The organism is Acidithiobacillus sp. (assembly GCF_027322205.1).
Taxonomy (GTDB): domain Bacteria; phylum Pseudomonadota; class Gammaproteobacteria; order Acidithiobacillales; family Acidithiobacillaceae; genus Acidithiobacillus.
On record NZ_DAHVHY010000051.1, the window covers coordinates 1 to 14,580 of the forward strand.

The window sequence follows — 14,580 nt, forward strand, 5'->3', positions numbered from 1 at the left end:
TCATCGCGGAAGCGGAAACGAAGAACCCAGCAAAATCAGGTCATCCGCCCAGACGGGGTCAGCGGCCACGAGACAGAATGATGCATTCTGTCTTATAAAAAGCTCACCCACTCAGGGGCGCTCACCAGGGTTGCGGAATTTCTGATTTTCGGCTATCTTTTGCGGATGGATATCACGACACAAATCAGTACACGCGGCCAAATCACCCTACCCGCAGACACCCGCAAACAGTTGGGACTAAAGCCGGGAGATACCCTCCTGATACATCTGGAGGGGGGACGAATCATTCTGGACCCAGCAGTGGTTCTTCCCGTAGAAATCTATGACGAAGAACGCATCGCTGCCTTTGCCGAAGCAGCCACGATGACCTCGGACGAATTGGTACAGGCCAGAACGCGTTGGGACGCATAAGTAACCCAGTCAGCGTTTTTTTGGACGCCAACATTCTCTTTTCTGCTGCCCTGGGCGGAGAAGCATTCGCAATGCTTTGGGAACTGGCACGACAGCATAAAGTTATCCTCCACAGCAGCGATTATTGTCTGGTAGAGGCACGGCGCAACATCGCGCACAAGCGCCCATCGGCCCAATCGCTTCTGAAAGACTGTCTGGTAAGCGTTCACGTGGTGTCACACACCGATCAGATGGATTTTTCCGTGGATCTGAACGCCAAGGATCTTCCTGTACTGGCTTCTGCCGTGGCCGCTGGCGTAGATGTCCTTCTGACCGGTGATATGCGTCACTTCGGGCCACTGATGGCGCTGCCAAACCTGCCCCTGCGAATCATGACCATAAGGGCGTTCTTACTAGAGGGACCACCAACGCCGTAACAATTCGACACATTCTGTCTTGTGTATAAAAATGGAGAATTGACTTGCAACTATACAATTTCATCCCCCCGACGCCAACAGCTATCCTTGCGCTGCAACATTCCGCGCCAACACCCGCTTCTGCCACGCCATGATTGCGTCGATGACTTCCTGGTCAAAGTCCATGGTTTCGCGTTCTTTTACGAGCTGTTTCGCTGTCTGCACCTGCGTATTCATCTGCCAGATTCGAGAAATATTCTGGAAGTAGGGGTCGGCATCCAGATAACAATTTTCTTGAGGTAAGGCACGTTTCAGCTTGAGTGGCTTACCTTCCTCAGCACTGCACAGCACGGTTTTTGAATTAATTTCTGCTACGGTATAAGCCCGCAGTGCCGTTATAGTTCCACTGTAAGGCATGTGCTCCACAACCCAGAAGCTATCCCCCACTTCGGCATCGGCGAAATCCAGATATTTGCCGTACGCATTTCCCGTTGCAATTAACATAACTATCCCCTACGTTGCGGATGCCCGCCACATGCTCAACGCGAGCAGCAGCCAGGAAAGAATCAGCGCCGTTCCACCCACGGGCGCGAAAAAGGCCCAGAATACGTCGCCGGTCAGCACCAGCAGATAGAGTCCGCCACAGAACAGCAGGGTACCCAAGACCATCAGCCCCCCTGCCGCATAAAGCAAGCGCCGTTTGCCATATTGGCGGATCAACACGCCGATGAGCAACAGACCAAGCCCGTGATAGATCTGAAAGCGATCCGCAATATCGTAAATATGCAGCCCCTCAGCGCTCACCCGCCCAGCCACCAGATGATCCCCTGCCGCGCCGAAAATCACCGCCAGGGCCATCACCAATGCGCCCAGCGCCACAAAACGCCCGCCCAACCGCGGCGCATCCCCTATTGAACATTCCGCCATGGTGTTCCCCTTGCCAGCACTCTGCGTTTATAGCCTATGTGCAGGGTTCGGTTCAAACACCAGCCTATCCATCCACACCGCTCATAAGCCTGTGCTATGCTTGGCGACATCATTTCAGGAGGCATCATGGCAATACATAAAATTTGTATTCTCGGCGGAAGCGGTTTTGTCGGACGTCATCTGGCAGAGCGTTTGAGTCAGGATGGGCACGCGATACGCATCCTGACGCGCAACCGCGAGCGCAATCGTGAAAACCTGCTGGTGCTCCCCGGCGTAGAAGTGATTGAGGCCAATGTCCATGACCCCATCGCCTTGGAGAAACAACTCCGTGGACGCGATGTCGTCATCAACCTCGTTGGCATCCTCAATGAAAACAACCCTGGCCGCACAGATTATCCGCCCGGGCGACATGGTGATTTCGAGAAAAACCACATAGAGCTGCCGCGTCTGGTGGCCAATACCTGCGGACATCTGGGCATTCCGCGCCTGCTCCACATGAGCGCTTTAGGGGCCAACCCCATTGGTCCCAGCGCCTATCTGCGCTCTAAAGGAATTGGTGAGGAGATCATCCGCCAATCCAGCGAGAACAGCGCGAAAATGGGTCACTTTAACTATCTGAACGGCCCCAAGCTGCTCTGGGGGCGCGGTCTGAAGGTGACGGTTTTCCGCCCTTCGGTGATTTTTGGTGAAGGAGACCGCTTTTTTAACCGCTTCGCTCAGTTGCTGCGCAGCATCCCTTTTTTCATTCCCATGGCGGGCACCGGCGCCAAAATGCAGCCGGTCTGGGTAGAGGACGTGGTCAGTGCCTACGTGCAATCCATGGATAATGAAAAAACCTATGGCAAGGCCTATGACTTGTGCGGTCCCAAGGTGTACACCCTCGGCGAACTGGTGGCTTATACCCAGAGCCTGATCGGTACCCATCGTGCCATCGTGCCCCTCGGTAACTTTGTCGGTAACCTGCAGGCCGGTATCATGGAAAAGCTGCCGGGCAAAGTGCTCACGCGCGATAATTTGCTTTCCCTGTCCGTGGATAATGTTTGCACCAGGCACGATCTGGCCGATGTTTTTCATATTCAGGCCACCGCCATGGAGAGCGTGGTACCCGGCTACCTTGGGGAAAAAGGTGCCCGTGCGGGGCGCTTGGCCGAAATCCGCAATCGGCGCCCTTAAACGCCAAGCCGGTTAGTGGGTGGGTGAATCGGCATCTCCCCGCATTTCACCGAGAACAGCCGTCATTCCGGCCTGGGCGCGCGCGTCCCCTTGTGCTGCGGCCAGGCTGAACAGTTCGTAGGCATAGTGCAAATTCTTGCGCAGCCCTATCCCCTGATAAAACATCAGTCCTAAATTGAACTGCGCGGGCGCATCGCCCTGATCTGCCGCCGCCCCATACCACCTGGCGGCTTCCAGATAGTCCTGCTGGACTTCGATACCTTCGGCATACTTCACGCCCATATTGAATTGCGCCACTGGATCACCCGCTTGTGCCCGCTCCCGCAAGTCCCGCAGGTCGCGGATACCCGCCAGCGCCATCAGATCCAGAGATTCGCCGCCATGACTCATCACTTACCCCCGATAATTTGTAGGTCCGCCAATTCCTGATCGTCGCTCTGCAAGCCCCAGGCGGCCAAGCGCGTCCGATCGGTCGTGGACCAGATCGCACGATGCAACGCGAGCATGGAGTTGCGATCACTGAGCAGGATGTTGCGCTCACGGTTATTGAGCCCCTGCGGACCCTGTTCCAGCGCCTTGTGGCAGAGATTCGCCGCGCGTGGCCAGGCACCCGTGCGATTACGCTGCAAGGCGGTATGTATGGCGTTAAAGCGAGGATCCACTACCACCTGTATGAAGGGATCCCCTTCAATGTGGGGCAGATAGGCCACGCTATCCATGCTGAGCGACTGCAACTCTTGCGGGACATGTACCTCTTCAGGAATGACGAAGAGACGATGACGCCGCGCCCAGCGTCCCAGTGCTGGCCGACTCGTCCAGGCAGCAAGCGGCACCGCTGCCGTCAGTCCGCCGAGTATAGGTACCAGCCAGGCAAAATGCCAGGCACCCAGAAGAGGGTATAGTAGCGCGGCCAAACTCAGGCCCAGCGCGGAACACCAGCCAAAATAACGCAGGGCATCGGCCCAGGAGGTTTCCTGATCACCACGCACCTGCCCGCCCCAGTGCACACCGCGCCCCATCAGTGTCTGTATCACAAATTGGCTATGAAACGCCATACGGATAGGTGCCATGAGGATCGAAAAAATACTCTCGAAAAACATACTGGCCAACAGCCGGAACAAGCCACCGAAATGGTCTTTTTGACCGCGCTGACGCACGACCCAGAGCACCGCCATAAATTTGGGCGATAGCAGCAGAACAGCCGTTACTCCAAACAGCCAGAAGGGCATGGGATCGGCCAGCCAGCCCCAGTCAAAGGGCGTTATGCTGCCGTCGCTGGCTGTATTGGTCCAGTGCAGTGAACCTAGCGCTCCGAGGATCAAAAATATTCCCCATAAAGGCGCTGCTAAAAATGACATGGCACCGTTGATAAACAAAAAACGATGCGCCGAGCGTAGCCCCTCCCCCGCCAGCAGACGCAAATGTTGAAGATTGCCCTGCGCCCAGCGGCGGTCCCGTTTGAGATCATCAATCAGTGTCGGCGGTACTTCTTCATAGCTCCCTGGCAGGCTGGGCACAAACCACACCTCCCAGCCGTTTTTGGCCATGAGCGCCGCTTCAACAAAATCATGGCTCAGCAGCGGGCCACCCAGCGGTGCGCGCCCAGGCAACACGGGCAAAGCACAATATTGGGTGAAGGGTGTGGTACGCAGAATGGCGTTGTGGCCAATATAATGGCCGTCACCCAGTTGCCAGAAGCGCAGGCCGGCACTGAAGATCGGTCCGTACAAATGCTGTGCAAACTGCTGCAGGCGGGCATAGAGGGTTTCGCGATTGACGGCCACCGGCTGGGTCTGGATGATGCCGACCTGCGGATTGCCTTCCATCATCTCCAGCATCCGGTAGAGTGTTTCGCCATTCATCACACTGTCGGCGTCGAGCACGACCATGTATTCATAATCCTTACCCCAGCGACGACAAAAGTCTGCCACATTGCCACTCTTGGCCTTGTTGTTGATGGGCCGCCGCCGGTAATGAATACGGCCAAAAGCATCTAAGGACTGGCAGAGGGCTGACCACACCAGTTCTTCACGCAGCCAGATGGCGGGATCACGCGTGTCACTCAGCAGAAAGAACTCGAAGTGCGCGAGCGCTCCGGCCTGTTGCAGGGATTTATAGGTTGCCTGGAGACCCGCCGCGACCCGCTCTACCTCTTCGTTGTAGATGGGCATGACTATAGCCACACGGCTCTGGGGACGCGGCTCCGCAAGACGCAGCTCGGGACTGCCCGGTGCGGTGTCTGTTCGCCCCCGCATAAGCAGAGCAAAACCCACCAACGCGGTCCAGAAACCCGCAGAGATCCAGGCGAACAATAACGCGAAGATCAGCAGTGTCGGAATTTCCAGCCACAGAGGCAGACGGTCCGCCAGCACCTGAGCGAGCATCAGGCCTGCGCTGCACGCGGGAAGAATGATGAAGGCGCTGAGCCAGTAGCGCCGGTACCGACCGATGGCTTCCCATGGCCGGGCGCCGCTACGGCCCATATTCAGGCTTCTCCGGGCAACACGCGCCGATTCGCACTGATCGCGCGGCGGTTCAGTAAAGGCTGGGTGGCAAGGCGCAGCAAGGCTGCCCCCCAGGAGCGATTCAAAGGCCGCGAGGCCATGCTGGACCGCGCCATGGCCGGGGCCATTTGGCGCTGCAACCAGCGACAGGATTTGCCGTCATGGGTTTCACCCACGGGCAGTTTGAGAGACAGATCCAGGCGCGCATCCAGCTCGTCGCCATCTGTCAGGGTCGCCAGGGCCATGTGCAGACTCGCGAAGGCCCGTGCATAAAGTGCTTCGCCTTCCATGTCGGCGCCGCGCAGTTGCGCGACCACCTCCCCGCGAATCCACAGCCGCTGAGTATCATTTAAGGACAGCCGGGCCATGTATTGCTCCACACGGGCCAGCACCGGGGCATTGTTTGCGACGACCATGGCCTCCGCTGTCCAATCCGCCAGTAGCTCACCCGCAGGATTGACGCTGTAGCTTGATTCATCTTTAAACATTACGCCTGCTCCTTTGCCGCATGTAAGAGATATGTCCAGGTATTACTCATCACCTGATTGTCCAAGGTTAAAAAACACCGCACGTTACTGGGTGAATCCGGCTGCGGCTGAATGACCGCGATCACTCGCCAGAAATGGTCTTCGTGGTACCATTCCAGCTTTTGACTGAGCACTTTGGCACCGTCCGCAGCATTGAGGTGGATCTGCACGGGCATGGTCCCCGGCAGATGCGTGAGGGCGCCTCCCGCGAAATCAATTACCACCGTCCGCGCACCAGGCACTTTCGCGTCATTGCCCAAATAGGTGCCCACCGGATGGGCCAGCGGGATCAGACCGTGGTTATTGAGAAAAAAGCGCAGGGTATATGCGAAGTGCAGAGGCTTTTTGGGCGCAGGTTCATGCTCTGGCACCCAAAACACCACAATATTATCCAGATTGCGGTTGTTGGTGGGGAGTTCTACCAGACGCACCTGTCCCTTGCCCCAGTCGCCATCGGGCTGGACCCAGACGCTGGGGCGCCGCTGGTAGTTGGTCCCAATTCCCTCATACGCGGAGAATTGGCGATCCTCCTGAATCAGGCCAAAACCCTCTGGGTGATCCATGTCGTAAGTAGTGGTCTGGATGTGCAGGGGGTTATCTATGGGCCGAGTGACCCATTCGCCGTTGCCGTTGGCCATCACCAGGTCGCTGGAATCATGCTGCGCCGGGTGCCAGTCACCGGCGCTGATGCCACGCCCATGTCCGTGCCAGTACATGCTGGTCAAGGGCGCAAGCTCCAGTACCTGTACCGGCTTGCGCAGGTAAATGGTGGCATCGACATGCACCGTGCTGCTGTCGCCCTGCTGGATGGTGAAGCGATAAGCACCCGTCGCTACCGGACTGTCCATGAGTGCGTAGACCACCATCCGGGTAGCGCCCGCCTTGGGCCGCACCAGCCAGAATTGCTTGAAGTAGGGGAAGATTTCTCCGGAAGGCTGCGCCGTGTCGATCCCGAGGCCACGCGCCGATGTCCCGTAGATGGCGTCTTTGCCCACGGCACGGAAATAAGTCGCGCCGAGGAAGGAGATGAACTCATTATAATGAGGTGGCGTATTGAGCGGCGCGAGCAGACGAAAACCGGCGTAACCGAGTTTTCTGGGCATATCTTTGGGTACGTTTAGATCACCGAAACTGAAATGCTTCAGCGTAAAGCGGATCGGCTGCACCACCCCATCCACAACGCTGCGAATAACCACCGGACGGTGAAACCAGGAGCCGGGCAGATAAAACTGAGCCTGGAACGGCAAATTGTCGCCACGCCAGAGCGGCGAAACATCCTGAATCTGCGCATACTGTTGAGGATTGAGGTTCTTCAGAAAAGCTGGAATGGGTAGCGGCTGCGCATCATAAGTGCTGTTCACCAAGGTTTTGGCCTTGGCCTCCACGTTGGCCATGCTAAAATCGGCAGCATACGCAGGCAGTGTCATCGCCCATACCGTCAACCCCAGCAGGGTGGTGGAAAGCCGCTTTAGTGATGGGGGATTGCGATGATAAACATTCATGACATGATGAAAGCAAAACTTGTGCCATATTTATAACCATCTAATTTTTTAATTGTTATTATTATTCCAAGGTTGTTATTGTCGCTTGTACCCGACGCTTTTAGGGGAGTGAGTCGTGAATCGACGGTAGCAGAGGGCATGCTCTGTGCGGGCAAATTTCACGCAATCTTTATAGTGCACTGAAAACATTACATTATCGCAGAACACCGATAGACTGTTCTCATAAACGATACCTCTCAGACATTAAAGATAATGAGGGTTGAGCGTCGCTGACAAACAACAGCACAATTTATGGCCCGCTGTTTGCTCTGCAGCGGTGCCTATAAGCTTGGCAGGCAGCAATGCGTCATAAACATGAGTAACAACTTTATGAATGGTTCTTATTGAATTGAAAAAGAGGGATTTATGAGTGCAAACAACTATGACATCACGATTATCGGCAGCGGTCCGGGTGGGTATCGCGTGGCGGTGCTGGCCGCTCTGCGTGGTAAAAAAGCCGCCATCATCGAGAAGCAGACCTGGGGTGGCACCTGTCTGAATCGCGGCTGTGTACCCAAAAAGGACTGGCATGAGACGGCAAAGTGGATCGAGCAAAGTCGTCATTTCGAGAAACGGGGCATTGTGGGTTCGGCACTCACCGGAGATATGGCGCAAGCCTGGCAGCACCAGCATCAGGTGGTCGAGACGGTGCGCACCAGCTATGTCGATTACCTGAAACGTCTCGGCGTGCATCTCTATAATGGCACCGGGCGCTTCCTTGATTCGCGGCGCATTCAAATCCAGGGCGCTGAGGGCCTGGCGGAAATCCGCACGGAAACCAGCATCATTGCCACCGGATCGGTACCATCCCTGCCCCAGGGAATCGCCACGGTGCCCGGTAAGGTGCTGACGAGCGATATGCTCTATGACGACGGCGTCCCCAGCGGGGATCGGGTCATCCTGGTGGGCGGCGGGGTTATCGGCACTGAGTTCGCGTATATTTTTACCCAACTCGGCAAACAGGTGGAATGGCTGGTGCACTCCCCTGCCCTCGCCCATACCCAGTATTCGCCGCAGGCCAAGGATACGCTCAAGGCGGCGCTGGCGGCGTTGAATATCCATCCCCAGGCCGGATTCAAGATCGCCCGCATCGAGACGACGGCCGCTGGAGTGACGGTCTTCGATGATCGGGGGAAGCCGGTCCAGGGCGATTGGCTGCTGCTCGCTACCGGGCGCCATGCCTTTACGGAGGGATTGGGGCTGGAAAACACCAGTGTCACTCTGGACGAGCGCGGATTTGTACAGACCAATACCATGCTGGAGACGGAAGAACCCGGTATCTATGCCATTGGCGATGCGGTCGGCCCGATCATGAATGCCAACCAGGCTCTTAGCGATGCCCAGATAGTCATCCACAATCTGCTCAGCGCGGCAAAACAGGAACGCGATCCGCGCTGGGTGCCGGAGCTGGTTTATTCGGCGGTGGAACTGGCGCGTATCGGCCTGGATGATGATGCGGCCGAGGATCAGGGCTTTGAACCAGCGGTGGGTTTCGCCGCTTTTGAGGCCTCACCACGGGCGCTGGGGCAGGATGATGGTGCAGGCTTCGTCCGTTTGTTGGCGGATATGGATAGCGGCGAATTACTCGGTGGTGAAATTGTCGGTCGCGATGCTGGCGAACTGATTCATCTGCTCGCCAGCAGTAGCAACCGCGATGAGGCCCTCCGCAAGATCGTCGAAATCCGCGTCAACCACCCCTCGCGCGCGGAGGAACTGGTAAACGCCACCGAAACGCTGGCGGCACGGTGGGGTCTGGAGGAGCAGATTTTTGGGACGACCGAGTAAACGGATTATTCGAATTACAGAACTACCAGGGGGTGCCCAGCACCCCCCACACCCCCATCAGGATCACGACTAACGATAAGAGCAGGTTAACACTCGAAACCAGTCGGACTTGACCCAGGGCGCGCGCACCCGCCTCCCAGTCCTGATTGAGGACAGCACGCCGTAGCCGCTTGAGCGGCGCAAAGTAGACATGCAGCGCCAGCATCACCATGACCGTACCCAACACCACCATGATCGAGACCGGTGCACTGAGGGCGGCAAAGCCCCCATAGAACAGGGGTACCATGGTGTAACCACTGCCCAGCAGTACCGCACCGGATATCCAGACCCACAGAAAAAATCGGCGCAGGATGGCGTGCAGTAAAGGGATTCGGGTACTGGCCTGAGCGATTTCTGCCTGCAGAACGGGCGCCAGCACGACCGTGGCGAAAAAAAGGCCACCAATCCAGACCACTACGGCGATAATGTGTACGAATTGTTCAATCCATAACGTATTCATTGGCTTGATACCGCCTCCTGCGGACCGGCAAGGCTATGAAGAAAGGTGCGCAAATCCAGTAACTCGTCTTCACAAAGGGTGTGATCCATGGGATAGCTATGCGTGCTTACCTTATAACCCAAGGCTTTCATCGTCTGCTGGGCAATCTCCATATAAGAAAGGGGCAAGACGGCATCCTGCTGCCCGTGCGCCCAAAATATCGGCGGTGATTTGGCCGTGGCTGCCGCCAGATGGGTGCGCAACGGCAGGTAGGCACTCAGGGCAAATACCGCCTTGCTCGCATAACCGGCATGCAACACGGTGTAGAGCGCCATGGCGCCACCCTGCGAGAATCCACCGATAATGATAGATGATCCCTTACCAGCCTCATGATCCAGTAGGGCGCCGAGCCGCCTGGCCATGTCTTGCAATCCTTCCGTGTCTTCTGCGGAATGAATGTCGAAACCATACACATCATACCAGGCCCGCATCGGTCTGCCCCCGTTGATACGTACCGGGCGTACCGGTGCATTGGGAAATATCCAGCGGAAACAACCTTCCGGGTCTGCCAAATCCGCTACCCCTGCGAGGTCTTCCATAGAGGCGCCAAGGCCGTGCAGCAGCACAACGCAAGAAGCGTCCGCGTCGCGACCGGGACGCGTCAGCAGACCCTCCGGCCAGACATCATGACTCAACGGCATGTTCAGTATTGCTCCTCAACGCATCTAATTTACGATATAAGGTGCGTTCGCTGACGCCCAGGCGTTGCGCCAGACTGCGGCGATCCCCGCTGTAACTTCTCCGCGCCCAGCGCAGATATTGCTCTTCCAGATCCGCCAGGGGAATAATTTCTTCAATACCTGGGACGGAGGACTGTTTGGCAGACACCGGGTTTGCCGGGCCAAGTTTATGCTCTGGCAGATGCTGAAGGTTTGCGGGCAGGTGCGCCGGGAGAATCCAGACATCATCGGCCAACAGTGCGGCACGCTCAAGTATATTACGCAATTCACGAATATTACCCGGATAATCATAGCATCGCAGTAAATCCAGCGTGTCCGCATGAAGATGGAGACCCTTGGCCACCGACAATCGCTGCAGAATGGCTTCCGCCAGCAGGGGGATATCCTCCAGGCGCTCACGCAGCGCGGGCAACACGATCGGAAAGGTATTCAAACGATAATATAAATCCTGCCGGAACCGCTCCTCCGCGACCATTCTTTCCAGCGGGCGGTGAGTGGCCGAGATCAGGCGGAACCGCGAGCGAATCGGCTCCACACCCCCCACTCGCCGGAAATAACCCGTTTCCAGCAGGCGCAAGAGTTTTACCTGCAAGCTGAGGGGAATGTCGCCGACCTCATCCAGAAAAAGGGTGCCACTATTAGCCGCTTCTACCAGGCCAATTTTGCGCGAATGCGCGCCGGTAAACGCCCCTTTCTCATGGCCGAAGAGCTCACTCTCAAAGAGAGTTTCGGGCAATCCCGAGCAATCCACCGCCACAAAAGGTCCGTTGCGAACCCGGCTGCCCTGATGTACGGCCGCGGCGGCCAGCTCCTTGCCCGTGCCGGATTCTCCGAGCAGCAATACGGCGGCCTCACTGGGGGCCACTCGTCGGATCAGCGTGGTAACGTCCTGCCAGGCGAAGGAGTTGCCGACCATAACCGGAGCGGATTGCACAACCGACTGCGGTATGAGGATCAGAAGTTCGAGAAAATAGACGACTTCAGCGTTATCGTTGCGAATGGGGTACAGATCGATCTGGGCGCTTCCGGAGGTACCGCTATGCACCACATGCTGATCGGTTCCAAAACGCTGACACGTATCGAGGGGACAGTGGTTACCCCCCTGGCGACATGTGTAGCCTGCCTCAGCCATGATCTCATAACAGAGTCGCCCCTGTAAGGGCTTACCATCACCGAAGACCCGCCGGTAGGCCTGATTGGCGGCGAGGACCGCGTAATCTGCGCAAAGCAATACCGCCGGAGCGCTAAAACAATTTAACAGCGATGTCATTTCCGGTCGTAACTGCTTGAGTAAATCCGTCATGGCCCCTCCCATCGTACCCCGCACGCCGGATCGCGCCACCGGCGCGACAGACACATTCTCTCGGCAGGCATGCCAATTATAGCAGCTTCTGCCAATTCGCATATGTCATTTTTGACAGTTATACTGAAATGCAGCTTGACCATGAGCCAAAATGGCTCAGAAAAATCTCACAATAAAAATATAACATTTTGTTTATTATAGTACTATTAAAAACCTCCTGTCTCTAACACAACATAAAATAATGGCATAGCGATTGCTCATGATCCAATGTCCAGGCATTCAACAGGGGCGGGCGACATGATATTCAGACAACTATGCACGTCCAGAGGCGGCCATCTGAGCTATCTGTTGGGCGACCCAGTTACGCGCGAGGCCATCGTTATCGATCCCATGCCCGCGCATGTTGACACTTTCGAAGCATTCATAGCCGAGCGCGGACTGAATCTGCGCTACATTTTGCAGACCCATCATGAATCCGCGCATATCATCGCCGCCATCGTCCTGCAAGAACATAGCAGCGCCCAGATTGTTGCCCATGAAAGCGTAACCGATGAACACATCGACCTGCGCCTGCGTCACGGCGATATCCTGTATTTTGGTGAAGAAAAACTCCGGGTCCTGCATACGCCGGGGCAAAGTCCCTGTGCAGTGACCTACTGGTGGGAGGATCGACTGTTCACCGGTAAAACCCTGCTTGCCACCGGGACCGCTCCCTGTACTGACCAAAGCGAACTGCACACGCTCTACCACAGCATCACCAACCGCTTACTCAGTTTTCCGGGGGAAACCCTGATCTATCCCGGCCTGGAAAGTAAGGGCCGGCGTCTCACCAGCATTGAAGAACTGCGCCGTAAAGACCACTGGCTCAATAATCAAAGGGGCAAGCGTGCTTTTTTACGCAGTTGCGCATTGTTGTTACCGGAAAAGGTCCCGTCAGAGGTGGCCAGTAAAAATGATGCAAACGAAGCCGGGACCCAGGAAGATGAGGTGCAGCATTACATGCCAAGTCGTAATTTATTAACGTAGATAGATGTTTTTCCCCAGCCGTTTGAAGTCCTCGGCCTTTTCCTGCATGCCTTCCAGGCGCGCGGTCTCAATGTCCTCGCCTTTAGACTGGGCGTACTCCTGCAAATCCTGGGAGATTTTCATGGAACAGAAATGAGGACCGCACATAGAGCAGAAATGCGCCGCCTTGGCGCCTTCCTGGGGTAAGGTCTCGTCGTGATATTCCCGCGCCTTTTCCGGGTCCAGTCCGAGGTGGAACTGGTCTTCCCAGCGGAATTCAAAACGCGCCTTGGACAGGGCGTTATCCCGCACCTGCGCGCCAGGATGCCCCTTGGCCAGGTCGGCGGCATGGGCGGCAATCTTGTAGGTAATCGCCCCCTCCCGCACATCGTTTTTGTCCGGCAGGCCGAGATGTTCTTTGGGCGTGACGTAGCAGAGCATAGCCGTGCCATACCAACCGATCTGGGCGGCGCCGATGGCGCTGGTAATATGGTCATAGCCAGGGGCAATGTCCGTGGTCAGTGGTCCGAGCGTGTAAAACGGGGCCTCGAAACAGTGCTGTAGCTCCTCCTCCATATTGGCCTTGATGAGTTGCATGGGGACATGGCCGGGGCCTTCGATCATGACCTGCACATCGTGCTTCCAGGCAATCTGGGTGAGTTCACCCAGGGTATGCAGCTCGGCAAACTGCGCCTCGTCATTGGCGTCGGCCAGGGAGCCGGGACGCAGGCCATCGCCGAGGGAGAAACTCACGTCATAGGCCTTCATGATCTCGCAGATTTCTTCAAAATGGGTATAGAGGAAGCTCTCCTGATGGTGGGCGAGGCACCATTTGGCCATGATGGAACCACCACGCGACACGATACCGGTAAGACGATTCGCCGTCAGCGGGATATAACGCAGCAGGACCCCGGCGTGGATGGTGAAGTAATCGACACCCTGCTCCGCCTGCTCAATGAGTGTATCCCGGAACAAGTCCCAGGTGAGGTCTTCGGCCTTACCATCGACCTTCTCCAAGGCCTGATAAATCGGCACGGTACCGATGGGTACCGGACTATTACGGATAATCCATTCGCGGGTTTCGTGAATGTGCCTGCCAGTGGATAAATCCATGACCGTATCGGCGCCCCAGCGGATCGACCAAACCATTTTTTCCACTTCTTCGGCGATGGACGAGCTGACCGCGGAATTGCCGATATTGGCGTTGATCTTCACCAGAAAATTGCGACCGATGATCATCGGTTCCAGTTCCGGGTGGTTGATATTGGCGGGAATGATGGCGCGACCCCTGGCGATTTCATCCCGGACAAATTCCGGGGTAATGGTGTCGGGGATCTGCGCGCCAAAGGATTCGCCGCGATGGGCGCGGAACAGCGCCGGATGGCTGGTGCGCAGACGCTCCAGACCCTGGTTTTCGCGGATGGCGACGAACTCCATCTCGGGGGTGATGATGCCACGCCGCGCATAGTGCATCTGGGAGACGTTGCCGCCATTGGCCGCCCGGCGGATTTCGCGGCGATGATTGAAACGCAGATCGGCCGTGCGGACATCCGCCAGACGGGCGCGACCATAGGCGGAACTGGGCTCGGGGCGGCTTTCGATGGCGATATCCGTCGGCGACCATTGCCAGCGCAGGGCGGGCAAGCCCGCATGAATGTCGATGACCGCGTCCGGGTCGGTGTAGGGACCGCTGCAATCATAGACCGGGATGGCAGGATTGACTTCGAGGCTGCCGTCCCGCTTCCGGGAGTCGCTCTGCTGAATCTCCCGCAAGGGGATGCGCAATTCCGG

General features: G+C 56.8%; 15 protein-coding genes. 5 read left to right on the top strand and 10 right to left on the bottom strand.

Annotated features, from left to right (window positions below; translation table 11 throughout):
• Nucleotides 1-165 precede the first annotated feature (165 nt).
• Together M7F93_RS08485 and M7F93_RS08490 are read left to right on the top strand one after the other, a co-directional pair.
• Nucleotides 166-411 (top strand): AbrB/MazE/SpoVT family DNA-binding domain-containing protein, encoded by a 246-nt coding sequence (locus M7F93_RS08485; RefSeq protein ID WP_298171926.1) that lies wholly within the window; start codon nucleotides 166-168, stop codon nucleotides 409-411.
• Between the two features lie 20 nt (nucleotides 412-431).
• Nucleotides 432-827, top strand: a complete 396-nt coding sequence (locus M7F93_RS08490) for a PIN domain-containing protein (RefSeq protein ID WP_298171929.1) — start codon at nucleotides 432-434, stop codon at nucleotides 825-827.
• Between the two features lie 81 nt (nucleotides 828-908).
• Here M7F93_RS08490 and M7F93_RS08495 read toward each other — a convergent pair whose 3' ends face one another.
• The gene (locus M7F93_RS08495; protein WP_298171932.1) at nucleotides 909-1,310 is read right to left on the bottom strand and encodes a hypothetical protein; all 402 of its coding nucleotides are present in this window, start codon (nucleotides 1,308-1,310) and stop codon (nucleotides 909-911) included.
• 9 nt (nucleotides 1,311-1,319) lie between these two features.
• Nucleotides 1,320-1,733, bottom strand: coding sequence for a DUF423 domain-containing protein (locus tag M7F93_RS08500; RefSeq protein ID WP_298171935.1), 414 nt, complete (start codon nucleotides 1,731-1,733; stop codon nucleotides 1,320-1,322).
• Nucleotides 1,734-1,859: 126 nt separating this feature from the next.
• Here M7F93_RS08500 and M7F93_RS08505 point away from each other — a divergent pair, with 126 nt between their 5' ends.
• Nucleotides 1,860-2,906, top strand: a complete 1,047-nt coding sequence (locus tag M7F93_RS08505; protein ID WP_298171938.1) for a complex I NDUFA9 subunit family protein — start codon at nucleotides 1,860-1,862, stop codon at nucleotides 2,904-2,906.
• Between the two features lie 12 nt (nucleotides 2,907-2,918).
• Here M7F93_RS08505 and M7F93_RS08510 read toward each other — a convergent pair whose 3' ends face one another.
• Genes M7F93_RS08510 through M7F93_RS08525 form a run of 4 tightly spaced genes read right to left on the bottom strand, consistent with a single transcriptional unit; the run spans nucleotide 2,919 to nucleotide 7,439 of the window.
• Nucleotides 2,919-3,296, bottom strand: coding sequence for a tetratricopeptide repeat protein (locus tag M7F93_RS08510; RefSeq protein ID WP_298171941.1), 378 nt, complete (start codon nucleotides 3,294-3,296; stop codon nucleotides 2,919-2,921).
• The gene (gene mdoH / locus M7F93_RS08515) at nucleotides 3,296-5,389 is read right to left on the bottom strand and encodes a glucans biosynthesis glucosyltransferase MdoH (protein ID WP_298171944.1); all 2,094 of its coding nucleotides are present in this window, start codon (nucleotides 5,387-5,389) and stop codon (nucleotides 3,296-3,298) included. Before mdoH ends, M7F93_RS08510 begins: the two co-directional genes overlap by 1 nt.
• Nucleotides 5,390-5,391: 2 nt before the next feature.
• Complete coding sequence (locus M7F93_RS08520) at nucleotides 5,392-5,898, bottom strand: hypothetical protein (RefSeq protein ID WP_298171947.1); 507 nt, start codon at nucleotides 5,896-5,898, stop codon at nucleotides 5,392-5,394.
• The gene (locus M7F93_RS08525) at nucleotides 5,898-7,439 is read right to left on the bottom strand and encodes an OpgD/OpgG family glucan biosynthesis protein (RefSeq protein ID WP_298171950.1); all 1,542 of its coding nucleotides are present in this window, start codon (nucleotides 7,437-7,439) and stop codon (nucleotides 5,898-5,900) included. Before M7F93_RS08525 ends, M7F93_RS08520 begins: the two co-directional genes overlap by 1 nt.
• A gap of 405 nt (nucleotides 7,440-7,844) precedes the next feature.
• Between M7F93_RS08525 and M7F93_RS08530 the strand changes: the two genes are divergently transcribed.
• Nucleotides 7,845-9,263 (top strand): dihydrolipoyl dehydrogenase family protein, encoded by a 1,419-nt coding sequence (locus tag M7F93_RS08530; protein WP_298171953.1) that lies wholly within the window; start codon nucleotides 7,845-7,847, stop codon nucleotides 9,261-9,263.
• Between the two features lie 22 nt (nucleotides 9,264-9,285).
• Here the strand turns inward: M7F93_RS08530 and M7F93_RS08535 are convergent, their stop codons facing one another.
• Genes M7F93_RS08535 through M7F93_RS08545 form a run of 3 tightly spaced genes read right to left on the bottom strand, consistent with a single transcriptional unit; the run spans nucleotide 9,286 to nucleotide 11,784 of the window.
• Nucleotides 9,286-9,762 carry a CopD family protein gene (locus M7F93_RS08535; RefSeq protein ID WP_298171956.1) on the bottom strand — a complete coding sequence of 159 codons (477 nt, stop codon included), beginning with the start codon at nucleotides 9,760-9,762 and terminating at the stop codon, nucleotides 9,286-9,288.
• A complete protein-coding gene (locus M7F93_RS08540; RefSeq protein ID WP_298171958.1) occupies nucleotides 9,759-10,442 on the bottom strand; it encodes an alpha/beta hydrolase in 684 nt (227 codons plus the stop codon). Before M7F93_RS08540 ends, M7F93_RS08535 begins: the two co-directional genes overlap by 4 nt.
• Nucleotides 10,426-11,784 (bottom strand): sigma-54 interaction domain-containing protein, encoded by a 1,359-nt coding sequence (locus M7F93_RS08545; RefSeq protein ID WP_298171960.1) that lies wholly within the window; start codon nucleotides 11,782-11,784, stop codon nucleotides 10,426-10,428. Before M7F93_RS08545 ends, M7F93_RS08540 begins: the two co-directional genes overlap by 17 nt.
• A 297-nt stretch (nucleotides 11,785-12,081) precedes the next feature.
• Between M7F93_RS08545 and M7F93_RS08550 the strand changes: the two genes are divergently transcribed.
• Nucleotides 12,082-12,810, top strand: a complete 729-nt coding sequence (locus tag M7F93_RS08550; RefSeq protein ID WP_298171963.1) for an MBL fold metallo-hydrolase — start codon at nucleotides 12,082-12,084, stop codon at nucleotides 12,808-12,810.
• Here the strand turns inward: M7F93_RS08550 and thiC are convergent.
• On the bottom strand, nucleotides 12,802-14,580 hold a 1,779-nt coding region (thiC, locus tag M7F93_RS08555), incomplete at its 5' end, for a phosphomethylpyrimidine synthase ThiC (protein ID WP_298171966.1). The two genes, M7F93_RS08550 and thiC, sit on opposite strands and share 9 nt — an antisense overlap.

Bases quoted from the DNA above. Each gene is read 5' to 3' on its own strand.
- M7F93_RS08485 (WP_298171926.1), top strand. From the start codon at position 166: ATGGATATCACGACACAAATCAGTACACGCGGCCAAATCACCCTACCC.
- M7F93_RS08495 (WP_298171932.1), bottom strand. From the start codon at position 1,310: ATGTTAATTGCAACGGGAAATGCGTACGGCAAATATCTGGATTTCGCC.
- M7F93_RS08500 (WP_298171935.1), bottom strand. From the start codon at position 1,733: ATGGCGGAATGTTCAATAGGGGATGCGCCGCGGTTGGGCGGGCGTTTT.
- M7F93_RS08505 (WP_298171938.1), top strand. From the start codon at position 1,860: ATGGCAATACATAAAATTTGTATTCTCGGCGGAAGCGGTTTTGTCGGA.
- M7F93_RS08510 (WP_298171941.1), bottom strand. From the start codon at position 3,296: ATGAGTCATGGCGGCGAATCTCTGGATCTGATGGCGCTGGCGGGTATC.
- mdoH (WP_298171944.1), bottom strand. From the start codon at position 5,389: ATGGGCCGTAGCGGCGCCCGGCCATGGGAAGCCATCGGTCGGTACCGG.
- M7F93_RS08520 (WP_298171947.1), bottom strand. From the start codon at position 5,898: ATGTTTAAAGATGAATCAAGCTACAGCGTCAATCCTGCGGGTGAGCTA.
- M7F93_RS08525 (WP_298171950.1), bottom strand. From the start codon at position 7,439: ATGAATGTTTATCATCGCAATCCCCCATCACTAAAGCGGCTTTCCACC.
- M7F93_RS08530 (WP_298171953.1), top strand. From the start codon at position 7,845: ATGAGTGCAAACAACTATGACATCACGATTATCGGCAGCGGTCCGGGT.
- M7F93_RS08535 (WP_298171956.1), bottom strand. From the start codon at position 9,762: ATGAATACGTTATGGATTGAACAATTCGTACACATTATCGCCGTAGTG.
- M7F93_RS08540 (WP_298171958.1), bottom strand. From the start codon at position 10,442: ATGCCGTTGAGTCATGATGTCTGGCCGGAGGGTCTGCTGACGCGTCCC.
- M7F93_RS08545 (WP_298171960.1), bottom strand. From the start codon at position 11,784: ATGACGGATTTACTCAAGCAGTTACGACCGGAAATGACATCGCTGTTA.
- M7F93_RS08550 (WP_298171963.1), top strand. From the start codon at position 12,082: ATGATATTCAGACAACTATGCACGTCCAGAGGCGGCCATCTGAGCTAT.